This is a genomic window from Gillisia limnaea DSM 15749 (genome assembly GCF_000243235.1).
In the GTDB taxonomy this organism is placed as follows: Bacteria; Bacteroidota; Bacteroidia; order Flavobacteriales; family Flavobacteriaceae; genus Gillisia; species Gillisia limnaea.
In genome coordinates this window covers 2,817,882-2,831,289 of the sequence record NZ_JH594606.1, presented here as the reverse complement: position 1 = coordinate 2,831,289, position 13,408 = coordinate 2,817,882, and the positions used below count along the sequence as shown (strand labels likewise).

The 13,408-nt window shown below is 38.9% G+C and carries 4 protein-coding genes; 2 read left to right on the top strand and 2 right to left on the bottom strand.

The features are described 5' to 3' along the window. The first annotated feature begins 48 nt into the window (after positions 1 to 48). A complete protein-coding gene (locus tag GILLI_RS14315; protein ID WP_006989832.1) occupies positions 49 to 2,649 on the top strand; it encodes a glycoside hydrolase family 2 in 2,601 nt (866 codons plus the stop codon). A gap of 106 nt (positions 2,650 to 2,755) precedes the next feature. Then, on the top strand, positions 2,756 to 3,013 hold the full coding sequence (locus GILLI_RS14310) for a hypothetical protein (protein WP_040506675.1): 258 nt from the start codon (positions 2,756 to 2,758) through the stop codon (positions 3,011 to 3,013). Between the two features lie 97 nt (positions 3,014 to 3,110). Here the strand turns inward: GILLI_RS14310 and GILLI_RS14305 are convergent, their stop codons facing one another. Both GILLI_RS14305 and GILLI_RS14300 read right to left on the bottom strand, forming a co-directional pair. Further along, positions 3,111 to 4,088 carry a polyprenyl synthetase family protein gene (locus GILLI_RS14305; protein WP_006989831.1) on the bottom strand — a complete coding sequence of 326 codons (978 nt, stop codon included), beginning with the start codon at positions 4,086 to 4,088 and terminating at the stop codon, positions 3,111 to 3,113. Between the two features lie 360 nt (positions 4,089 to 4,448). After that, positions 4,449 to 13,145 (bottom strand): GH36-type glycosyl hydrolase domain-containing protein, encoded by an 8,697-nt coding sequence (locus tag GILLI_RS14300; RefSeq protein ID WP_006989830.1) that lies wholly within the window; start codon positions 13,143 to 13,145, stop codon positions 4,449 to 4,451. Positions 13,146 to 13,408 lie beyond the last annotated feature (263 nt).

Below are 13,408 nucleotides of genomic sequence, written 5' to 3'. Positions count from 1 at the left end.
GAAGATGTCGACCTTACATTTTTCAGCTAAAACAATAAATATCTAAATATGAATACCACCATATATCTTTTCGCTATAAGTTTTATTTTGAGCTTTAACCTCGCCGCTCAAAGAAACATCCAAAGTCTCAATTCCGCCTGGGAATTTTCTCTGGAGAAAAATGACAAAAAAGAGATCGTGAATATTCCACATACCTGGAATGCCGAAGATGCTTTTCGTGATGGAAAGGAATATTTCCGCGGAAAAGGCACCTATGAAAAAACCTTATTTGCACCTGTATATTATAAGAATAAACGTGTCTTCCTGAAATTTGAAGGCAGCAACCAGATCACAGGTATTTTTGTTAATAATGAAAAAATTGGAGAACATCGCGGTGGTTATATAGGCTTTGTTTTCGATATTTCTGAAGCCCTAAACATTGGTGAAGAAAACCAAATTAGGATTGAAGTTGATAATGCTCATAATACTGATATTCCACCTCTGGATGCCGACTTTAATTTTTATGGAGGAATTTACCGTGACCTCGAACTTATCGTGACAGAGCAAGTTCATTTTGAACTCGCAAACGAAGCCGCCGGAAATATCCTGGTAAAAACGCCCCAAGTTTCGGAGGATAAAGCTGACATCAGGATTGAAACAAAAGTGGTAAATAATTCGGTTGATAAAAAAAGCATAGAAGTAAGTATCGACATTTTCGATCCCGAAACACAGCATATCAAAAAGCTTTCTAAAAAGGTTCAGATGAAAGCCGGAGAAACAAATTCTGTAATTTTTACTCACGAAATCAAAACTCCCGGGTTATGGTCCCCGGATACTCCAAATATATATCGGATTGAAGCCCGGATTTCCGAAGTAAATTCTGAGAAAATTTTAGATGATCTATTCACCAAATTTGGACTGCGTTGGTTTGAAATTGATGCCGAAGAAGGCTTTTTCCTCAATGGAAAACCTCTTAAATTAATAGGCGCCAACCGCCACCAGGATTTTAAAGGTCTTGGAAATGCTTTACCTAATGTAATCCATCAAACAGATTATAAAACCATCAAAGAAATGGGTGCGAATTTTATTCGCACAGCCCATTATCCACAGGATCCGGAGGTTTATAAAATTTGTGATGAATTGGGCTTGCTGGTTTGGAGCGAAGTGCCCATTATAAATGATGTGACCGACACTGCTGCCTATCACGAAATCTCCCTGAAAATGCAACGGGAACAAATTTTACAGTTTTTTAATCATCCTTCAATAGTTTTTTGGGGATATATGAATGAGATCTATATTCGTTTGGTTTTTAACAATAAAATCACTGAAGCTGAAAAAGAGGCCAAGATAAAAACATCGGTAGCGCTTGCGAAAAAGCTGGAAAATGAAACAAAAAAATTGGATCCCGATAGATTAAGTGTAATGGCATTGCACGAAAATGAACTATACAACACTTCCGGAATTGCCGATATTCCCGATGTAATTGGTTGGAATCTTTATTTTGGCTGGTATTCCCAGGGATTGGAGAATTTTGGAAAATTTCTTGACGATCAACATAAACACTATCCGGACCGACCTTTAATTATTTCAGAATATGGCCCGGGAGCAGATATTAGGATCCAGACCGATGATCCAAAACCCTGGGATTACAGTGAAGCTTATCAACTTAAATTACATGAAAGCTATCTAAATCAGGTACTTGAAAGAGATTTTATAGTGGGAATGGCAGCCTGGAACTTTGCCGATTTTGGTTCCTCTTTTCGTCAGGATGCGATGCCTTATATCAATCAAAAAGGACTTGTAAATTTTGATCGAAGCAAAAAAGATATTTACTATTATTACCAGGCAAGGCTACTAAAAGAACCATTCATTTACATCGAAGGAGCGAATTATGATGAAAAATTTCTTCAGGATGAAAACGATAAAGTTAAAATCAATGTATTTTCCAATGCAAAAAAAGTCACGTTAAACGTAAATGATAGTCTGGAATTTTATGCTGAAGTCAAAAACGGTCTTGCCCGTTTCGAGTTGCAACTGCCCGAAGGAAAGCATTTATTAATAGCTGAAACAGAAAAGGTTTCCCACAGCAGGAAGATAAAGGTGCGTTATAGATCTAATTTACTTTATGAAATCGGCAAAAAAAATCTTTTGATAAATGTGGGTACCCACGTAAATTATACGGATCCTGTTACCAAAGAAATCTGGATAAGCGACCAGGAATACAAAATAGGAGGTTTTGGACATGTTGGTGGGAAAGTTTTTCAGAAGTCTGAAGATAAATTTCAGGGAACCGCTTCTGATATTCAAGGCACTGAGGATGATCCGCTTTTTCAAACTATGAGAGAAGGTATTAAAGCGTATAATTTTGATGTTGAAAAAGGTGATTACAAAATCAGCCTTCTTTTCGCTGAGCCGGACTTTAATGCTTCCGAAGAAAATATTTATAATCTCGATTCTTCTAAAAATGAAAAGACAATCAACCTTCGAAGTTTTGACATTAAGATAAATGGGAAAATTGTTTCCAAAGATTTCAACCTGGCAAGAGATTATGGCAGGATTCGGGCAGTTGAAGTTTTCTATAAAATTAAAGCGGAGAACGGGATTACTGTGGAATTTGAGGAAAATTCCGGGAAATCGGTTCTTTCAGGGATTAAACTGGAAAAACTTTAGTATTGAAAAATTCATCAAAAAATACTAATTCATATAAAATGGGAAGGTTTATTTTCTCCCCGGCGAGTACAATCGTTAGTGCTAATTATATCACTAAGAAAATGCTGTGCCGGGAGTTTTCTTCCACGGCAAAAATGATAATCTGCTGCCTTATAAAACCGGCCATCACCACTGTTGCGATCGGAATAAAGCGGATTATATAAGGCTGGATGGCTCTAAACCAATTACCGAAAAACTTGATGATCTAAATTCTTCTTATTTGCTCCATAGTTTTAAAGGCGGAAAAAAGGAACATTCAGGAATAGCCTTTGATTATTTGCCTGAAGTTTTCAGCTCTTTTAATTCGGTGTTTTTAAATGATTAAAAACGGCAAATTGAAGTTTGGAAATGAGATTGATTCAACCTGTAATACACCTTTAATTCCACCATCTTGAGGTAGGTCTATCATTGAGATAAGTAAACTACTTTTTACGCTCGATCACGTAATTTACCATAAGCTCGAGAGAATCTTTATATTCAGATTGAGGATAGACCTGTAAAATTTCCAGTGCTTCCTTTTGATATTCCTTCATTTTATTTTCAGCATACGTGAGGCCTCCCTGTGCTTTCACAAAGGCTATTACTTCCTTAACACGTTTTTTATCTTTATTATGATTTTTAACCGAATTGATCAACCACTTTTTCTCCTTTGGAGTTGAGTTATTCAAAGCATTTATAAGCGGAAGTGTCATTTTCTGCTCCTTGATATCTATTCCCGTGGGTTTCCCTATTTGTTCATCGCCGTAATCAAAAAGGTCATCTTTTATTTGGAAAGCCATCCCTATCAATTCTCCAAACCTTCTCATTTTTTCAACATCATCAGATTCCGGATTGACCGAGGCTGCTCCAAGGCTGCAACAGGCCGCGATAAGCGTAGCTGTTTTCTGGCGAATGATCTCATAGTAGACTTCTTCGGTAATATCCAGTCTCCTCGCTTTTTCAATTTGAAGCAACTCCCCTTCACTCATCTCCCGCACTGCTATAGAAATGATCTTCAGGAGATCAAAATCGTCATTATCTATGGAAAGCAACAAACCTTTGGAAAGCAGGTAATCGCCTACCAAAACGGCTATTTTGTTCTTCCACAAGGCATTTATACTGAAAAATCCTCGACGCCTGTTGGAATCATCTACCACATCATCATGAACCAGTGTGGCAGTGTGAATCAATTCTATAACCGCTGCTCCACGATAGGTACGCTCATTCACATTTCCATTGGAAACCATTTTGGATACCAGAAATACAAACATGGGCCGCATTTGCTTGCCTTTCCTGTTTACTACGTAATGGGTGATACGGTTTAATAAGGCCACTTTTGAAGACATGGACTCGAAGAACTTTTTTTCAAAAAGTTCCATCTCTTTCTCTACCGGAAGTTTTATTTGGGAGATAACCTTCATAAGGATATCAAAGATAGTTAAAGAATTCCGTTAAAATACCAGGCCCCAAAAGTTTTCATCCGGATATGTAACCAGAAGAAAGGAGCGCATTTAATAAGAACGAAATTTAATTTGTTTTTTAGATTTTTAACGGGAATGCTAACCAATATTTTCCCGGATGATAGCAGCCGGTTAGGCAAATGTTACAAGACTTACCCGCTTTGGAAAGTCTTCCGTCGTTGCATGTTTACCGCTGCGTGAGGTCTCATGACCTCGCGTCCTGCATGCAGCATTTATAAAATGGCAAAGAAAGAACAGGAAACGTTATATGCCATTTCTAATAAATTGCTAAAAACAGCTCGCTGTATCTTTCGATGCGTTTCATGATTTACTTATGATTTTCAATTTAATTATATGTTTCTGTTTGTCTTTTTTAAGGGATACGATTGCAGGTGAATTTTCAAAATGTACTTTTTCATCATCAATTGTGCCTTCAAGCAAGCCAGACTGCAACCCATTTGGATTATCAATCTCAATGTGATAGGTTGTTTCTTCATCATCTAAACGCAATTCTATACTGTAGCTCTTCCAGTTTTCTGAGATCGCAGGATTCAGTAAAATGGAGTCCCCATTCAATTGAAAACCTAGTACAGACTCTAATGCTACTCTATACATCCATCCGGCAGAACCTGTGTACCAAGTCCAGCCGCCTTGTCCGGTGAGGAGACTTTCTCCGTAAACATCTGCGGCAACCACAAAGGGCTCCACTTTGTATTTATTGGCAGAAGCAAGATCAAGGGAGTGGTTTATAGGATTTATCATATTCAGATAGTGAACGGCCTTTTCGCCCATACCCGTTTCTGCAAAAGCTTTTACAGTCCAGAGGGCAGCATGCGTATACTGTCCTCCATTTTCTCTTACACCCGGGATATAACCCTTGATGTAGCCCGGATCTTTGTCTGTTTTGTCAAAAGGAGGGGTAAGTAAACGAATGAACTTATCTTTTTCAGAAACGAGATGTTCTTCGACAGCACTCAATACCTGTTCACTCCTTTCCTTAGAAGCGACTCCTGAAAAAATTGACCAGGCCTGCGAGATGGCATCTATTCTGCATTCATCATTTTTTGAGGACCCCAGGGGGGTTCCATCATCATAAAAAGCTCTCAGATACCACTTTCCATCCCATCCTTCATTATTCAATCTTTGTTTAAGCTCTTTTGCCACCTTTAGGTATTTATTTGCCCGGGATGTGTCATTCATTTTCCGGCAAATTTTTTCAAACCTGGTAAGAACATAATAAATGAAAAAACCTAGCCATACACTTTCCCCTTTTCCGTTTTCGCCTACACGATTCATTCCATCGTTCCAGTCTCCTCCGCCAATAAGGGGTAAACCATGAATACCGAATTTTAGTGAAATATCAATTGCTTTACAGCAATGTTCGTAAAGTGTACCTTCTTGTTGAAGAACGGTTGGATGCAGATATGCTTCAAGTTTAAATGGGTCGAGTGCCCTTGAGGAAATATAAGTCGCTTTCTCATGCAGGATTGATTCGTCTCCGGTAGATTTCAAATAAAATTCGAGCACATAAGGAAGCCAAAGGCGGTCATCGGTAATTTTAGAGCGGATACCTCTACCTGTAGGTGGATGCCACCAATGCAGCACATCTCCTTCCACAAACTGTTTTTTAGCATGTAGTAAAATCTGATTTCGGCAAATTTTGGAGTCCAGGTATAATACAGCTGTAACGTCCTGCAATTGGTCCCGAAATCCAAATGCTCCACCTGCTTGATAAAAGGCGGTACGCGCCCACATTCGGCTTGATAAATTTTGATACATCAACCATCCGTTTACCATAATATCCAGCGATTTATCCGGAGTAGCTATCCTTATTTTTGTCAGCATATTTTTCCAAAATGCCCGGACATTATCAAGCTCTGCATCAACCTGTGTGATATCTGAATACTGTTGAATGATTAAATCTGCTTCTTCCTGGTTTTTGCATTCTCCTTCCAAAAAGATGAGCGTTACACTTTCGCCCGGTTTCAGCTCAAAAATAGTCTGGATTGCTGAACATGGATCGCCACCTGCAATCACACTGTTGTCAAGAAACTTTTCAGAAGCGAGTGCAAGGGGTTTGTTCAAAGAGCGATTTCGTCCGATAAACCCCTGTCGGTCTGTAGTGCATCGAAAGAGCGCATTTTCCAGAGGATTAGCGACAGAGGAAAAAACGGTTCGTCCGGCAAACTCATTATTGTAATTGTTTTTGGCATACAAGGTCTTTCTGTCTGCCGAACTTTCCTGAATAACATATCTCGATGAGGATGTTCTATCCACTCCCAACACTCTTTCTAAATACCTGAATACAGAAAGGTTTTGGGATTCACTTCCCGTGTTGTTCAAAATAAGTTTTGAAATTTTTACAGATTTATTTTCCGGTACAAACTGTATTAGTTTTTGTTCCAGATCATTAGAATTATGTTCGAAGCTCGTAAACCCAAAGCCATGAATAATCTGGTAGAAACCTGAACCAATAACTGGCCCGGGGCACGGCGACCAATACGTCATTTTTAATTCGTCCCGAATGTAAAAAGCCTCAGAGTGTGTATCTGTAACGGGGTCATTCGACCATGAGGTGAGTTTGTTTTCCCGGCTGTTTTCACTCCATGTATATCCGGCACCTCGCTCTGAAACCGTAAAACCAAATTGGGCGTTAGCAATTACATTTATCCATGGTAAGGGTGGAAAAATAGGGAATCCGGTTTCTGAATCTCTTTTTATCAAAATATGATATTCATTGCCGTCTGCAGAGAATCCACCATATCCATTAAAGAATTGAAGATCGTGCTTTTTTTGATTAAAAATTTCATCGATATCAATCTCGTGTTCTTTTAATGGCAAATAAACCGCTTCCTGCCCGCCACTATACCAGGAAGTTGTTTCAATATTTCGATTATTTTTTGACAGATCGGGAAGTTGTTTATCGAAAGCAGCGTATGCCACGCTCAATAAGAGCGTTAAATCTTCCTGTTGAATTTTGTCAGCCCTATAAATAAAAACTCCACCTCTTTTGTTCGTGACATCTCGCTCCAGTGAGGACTCAATCGCTACCTGAATCGCCTCCTGTACTTCGTCAATATAACCGGGAGCGTGTTCATTAATAATGAGTAATTCAGATTCAATGCCCCTCTTGCGCCAAAAAGAGTGTGCTTTGAGCAAAATCTTCACTTGTTTGAGTTGATTGGTTTCGTTAATCCGGTAAATTACTAATGGGAAATCTCCTGAAATTCCATATGCCCAGAGGTCTTGCTGTTTCTTATGATTGATTAGAAGACGATACTCATCTGTTCTGTAGGTTGGATTTGCATAGAAAATATAAGAAGCAAGTTTTTGGAAGTAGTGAGCCTGACTGGTTTTTATCGCGAGGTGGTTTAACTCTACGGTACCATAAATGGTAGCAAGGTCAAAAGCCCTGTTAACAGCAAGTTGGTTGTCATACATATCTGCAATTTGTATGGCGGTTTCTCTCGAATCGGCAAAGCCAAGGCCAAAAGTAAGATTGACTTTTTCTCCCGGATTGAGTGTGATCTTTTTTCTGAAGCTAACAATAGGATCTGATACATTCCCCTGAAATCCTTTTAGCACATTCCCATCATCCATAGCTTCGGGATTACTAAGAGACCTGCCTTTTCCTATAAAATTTGACCTTTCTGTTTCAAAATGAAGCGGTTCTATTAGACTGTCCTGGTAATTATCGGCAAAAGTATGAATCAGCCATATAGGGTTTTCTTCTTTGCTGCGAGGCCTACGGTTTGCGAGAATGGAATGATGCACTTCCAGAAATTCAGTTTCTATAAAAAGCTTGGAAAATGCGGGGTGGGCGTTGTGATCAACTAATTTGTTCAACACCACTTCAGCGTAGCTGGTAACCTCCAGGGTGCGTTTGCGGTTAGAATAGTTGGTAAAGGTGAGTTTTCTGAGTTCGATTTGATCATCGGGCGAAACGCAAATTTCAGTGGTAGTTTCAATCCAATCATCCACTCGGGAGCACACCACTTTACCGTTGTGAAACCAGGTATCATATCTGTCGGGTTTATGCTTTACCGGCTGATGCATAGCAGACCAAAACTTGCTACTTTCCGTATCTTTAATATAAATGAATAAGCCAAGTGGGTCAATAGTAGGGTCGGGCTTCCAGGCGTTTAACACAATTCCATTTGAACTGGAATAACCGGTGCCTGCATGCGTTATCATTGCATAGAAATTCCCATTCGAAAGCGTATGCAGCCTTGGGGGACTCGCATCGAGTTCATTCATTCCGGAATGTTCTGCAATATGTTGAGTAGAAGATTTTTCTCCCGGTTCGAGTTCAGCATCAATCGGGTGCGGTTCTTTGATAGGTGCCCCTCTTGGTATTCTTTCTTGAAGTAACAATTCACAGCTTTTTATACGGAGATCAGCATGGAAATTGCTACTGATTGTCCAGCCATTTAGAAAATTCTCAAGTGCAATCAAACTCATGCCATGATGGTGCACCATATAGGTTTTCACTAACTTAAATGGTACCTCAGCATTAAAGTGTGAAGCGGTGTAATCAATGGCGTCGTAAAATCCGAAAAGGCCCATGCCCCCGCTCTTTTCAATCTCTGCAAGATTATCAATTGAGATTTTTGGTTCCACCATAAGTGCGAGCATAGAAGCATAAGGTGCCACCACATATTCGTCAGCTAAACCGCGTTTTAAGCCAAGCCCCGGCACGCCGAATGTCCGATATTGATAGTGCAATTCGATATTGAGAAAATAATACGCACTTTCAGATAAACCCCAGGGAAGACCCCGGTTGGCACCATACTTCTTTTGCCAGTTAATCACATTCTGATAAGTGTTACTCATCAGGGTATCGGGATACGATTTAAGAAATAGTAAGGGCATTAAATATTCAAACATGGTACCACCCCAGGAAAGCAAAATTTCTTCCCGATTAATACTGGTTAACCTTCTGCTCAAGCGGAACCAGTGTTCTACGGGTACATCTCCTTTTGAAATAGCAATATAGGAGGCAATTCGTGCTTCACTTGCCAAAAGGTCATAGGTACTTTTGTCATACTGCGCTATATCCAGATTATATCCAATACTGAACAAGCCCCTCTTTTTTTGATAGAGAAAAGAAAAATCCATCTCATCTATCATTTTTTCAGCAACCAAAACGATTTCTTCAGCCTGGGTTTTCCATTTCTCTAAAAGCTGATTACAAGTGTGTTCCTTGTATTTATCATTGAATAATATGCTCAATTCGTTTGCCGAATAGTTATTGATTTCCAGATTTTCAGAAAGGGTCATGCATTTGTATTCATCAATTGCTTTTTCAATATGCTTTAGCGGGCTTTCTATCCAAAAAAGCAGATTTTCCATCATTCGGTCATCCAACGTACTGCCCAATGGTAAAATGGTGGTAGCACTCAGGTTAACTGCATCTTTTTTCAAAGCTCTCAATAAATCAAGATTTATAGATTTGATTTGTTTTTCCTCAGCATCTAGTATGTTGAGCATCGAGTTTGTAAAATGCAGAATCTGATTAAAAGAAGGTTCAAGCAACCCATCTTTATTATTGTATTGTTTAAAGATTTCTCTAATGGTCAACAGTGTGTCTTGCAGGCCGGTCACGAAATTTTTATTAATTCCTTTTGTACTCATTACCTTTTTAATCGCTTCTTTGGCGACAATTAAACTTGCAGCGAGGTTCCCTGAATCCACAGTGGAGATATAACTGGGATTTAAAACCTCACCAAGCCGCGTTTCATACCAGTTAAAAAGATGACCATGGTGCTTTTCGAGCGAAACAATCGCATTTAATGATTTTTGTTGCCGGTCCAGTAGCCCACCAATGGTAATATATCCCAAGTTATAGGCTGTTTGATTGGATACAAGAGCCAGTCCAATATTTGTTGGGGATGTTCTATATACAGTAGGTAATGGCGGGTCTTCCTGATAATTGTCTGGCGGAAGCCAATAATGTTCTTCATTAACAAATCGCTCAAAATAGAACCAGGTGCGTCTGGCATACATACGAAGTTTTAATCGTTCTTCTTCTGAGACAATTACCGTACGCTTTTTTATTGGTTGGCTGATAAACCATACATAAAGAGGTGAGCCTGACCATAACAGGAAAAAGGGTGTGACAATCCACAGATAAACCGGAACTTTAACAATAGCGATAATGAAAATACTAATACCTAATAATACCGGAAGAATCATTATTCGCAAATAGCCTAAAAATGAATTAGGACTTATGCGCTCTATGTGAGAAGCTGTAGTCCATTCAAGTAACCATTTTTTTGAAATGATTAAACGGTACAAGGTTCTGCAAACTGCATCCAGTTGAATAAATGCCTGATGCGGTAAAATTATAACCGTAGATATAGCCTGAACCGTATTTATTTTCAGGTTATCTTTTACTTTTACCATGTGAAGTTTCCACCTAACCCTTGCCGGCCGGTTTAATAGATCACTCGAAAGACTAACATAAGTGGGAAAAGCCAATATTCCAAAAGCTGCTGCTACCCAAATCCAACCGGAACCAGGCAACCAAAATAATCCTGCAATAAAGAAGATAGTAAAGAATAAGAAGTTTAAAGACCTGCGAAGGTTGTCGAATATTTTCCATTTGGATAAAAGGCTTATCGGATTCCGGTTCTCACCATCCGGTCCCGGAACTTTTGGAAAAAGCCATGAGGCAATTTGCCAATCTCCTCTTGTCCATCGATGATTTCTTTTAGTGAAATTGGCATAAGTGCTCGGGTAATCGTCAAACAATTCAATATCGGTTGCAAGTCCTGTCCTCAAATAAGCACTTTCAATAAGGTCATGTGAAAGGATTCTATTTTCCGGGAACCTGTTATAAAGTACACAATGAAAAGCCCTGACATCATAAATACCCTTGCCGGTAAATATGGCTTCTCCGGTTAGGTCCTGATAAATATCCGATACGGCTGCTGAGTATGGGTCTATTCCAACATTTCCGGAGAATATCTTTGAAAACCAGGTCTTTCTTGATGATTCCGGTGAGAATGAAATGCGCGGCTGGATAATAGAATATCCTTTGGTTATTCTTTCTTTATTAGCATCATATAGGGCTCTGTTAAGTGGATGGGCAATTGTGCTGATAAGTTTTTTTGCAGTCCCGGGTGGAAGTTTCGTATCTGCGTCGAGCGTGATGACAAACTGTACCGGGTTTGAACTTACTGAATTTAAAAAGTCGCCTGCAAATAAACAATAGGATGTTTCTGCAGCCTGATCACAAATTAAGTTGTTCAACTCTTCGAGTTTCCCTCGTTTTCTTTCCCAGCCCATCCATACATTTTCCGATTCATTCCACAACCGTTCACGATGGAGCATAAAAAATTTGTCACCATAGCTGGATGAATACCTTTCATTTAAATTTTTGATCGCATTTTCAGCTGTTTTGAGGATAGCTTCATCCCCTTTCAAATGCTTTTCACTCGCATCTCTAAAATCAGAAAGTATTGCAAATTGAAGCCCTGGATCCGGATTCGCTAAAAAATGAATTTCAATATTTTCAATTTGACGCAATGCATCTTCTGGAGAAGACAACATGGTTGGTACGACTATGAGTGTTCTTGAATCATTGGGAATTCCCTCTTTGTAGTTCATCTTGGGAAGGATGCGAGGAGGTAGAAAAAAAGCAAAAAACCTATTCACTACCGCTATGGACAAATCAAGTGCAGGAAAAAATGCAATAAGAATTACCGCAATTATAATAGCCGGGGAATAGCTAATTGCACCGGTTGCTATCCACAAAACACCAATAAATACGAGGGTAAAAAAGAAAACCGTTATCAGATATAGCGAGATATGTGTTTCAAAAGCACTATGAATTCGCTCTCTGAGCGGAATTAAATATCCTGTTTTCCTAATAAGTTTACTATAGCCATCCCCAACAAGGAAATAACCAATATGCTGTTTTACGCGATTTTTATCAAAAATCAAATCTTCGCCATCTTCAGAAACGTTCTTTGCCTCGTCTTTTGCCAACTCCAAAGCTAAGTTAGATACCTCAGCCTCTGAAAGTTTTGAATTTCTGCTTATTTTCTCTACAGTCCTCCGATATCTGTCTCTTGTGTGAAAATCCATCGATGAGTAATGTCCGGCAGGGTCCTGTTTGAGAATACCGTCTATAATCGAGCAATCTTCTACAAAATCCGACCATTCCGTTTCTGCAATCTCCCTTAAAGAGATAACCGCATTTTTAATATTTACCTGAAGTCTTGACTGTTTTTGTGCCTCCAATCGCATGGCATCTTCCAGCGTTATTTCATATTGGTCTATGTGATATTTGAACCAGCGTTTTTGTTCTTCCTGAAGGAGGCCTGCAGACTGGAGCTGATTGAACAACTCCAAAAGGTGTAAAAGCCCGGAATTTTTTGAATGGACTTTAGCCCACCCGGATATAGAATGTGTAAAGGCTCCGGGTTCCTGCAGATCTTCCTTTTCAATTTTTTTTACAAATTTGTCAACTTCAATTTTGATATTCTTTTGATTCAATATCCTCGATGCTTTTTTTGCCAATATTTGTATGAGAAACAAACGAATCATAATGGGTATTGCCCAAAGCTCCCCAATTAGAAGCGTCTCCTCCTTTTGGTAACTTCGGATATATTCCTGCAAGACTTCGTTATCTAAAACATTATCGGTGTGTGTAAGCATATTGAGTATTATCTCGTATACTCTAGGAAAACCCTGATGCTCACCTACTCCCAGTATGGGAATATTTTTTTGATACGCTTTTGGAAAATCAATACCAATTTGTACGATCTGTTCCTGAATTATGTAAAAATTGTCCATCAGCCATTCGGAAGCGGGGGAAATTTCTTTTTCAGATTTCACTATTTTAGAGAGCGTTCGATAGGTATCTGTAAGTATCTGTTTGGAATCTTCCAAAATGGGTTTAATAGGTTTCAAATTGTTGGAAGTGGCTGAAGCCTTATGAATTCTGGCCAAACTTATGGCGCTCTCTTTTAAAAAGTTTATGTTAAATGATACGGTTAGTTGTTCCTTCATTTTTAGGAGTAGTTCTTTTATAATCCATATAATAAGCAGAAGTAGTCCTTGCTCATACTACAAGTATCTCTGCTTAGTCTAACCGTATGAAAAGACAGTCTAAGTAAAGACATTGAGAATTCCATGCACGATTATCACCGGAAAAAAAAAGGCTCGGCATCAGTGATTCTTTTTCCAGTTATACTAAAGATACAATAATATGATGGGGTTTATTAGAACTAAATATCTGGAAATTTAAATCCACGCTGAAGAATATTTTGAAA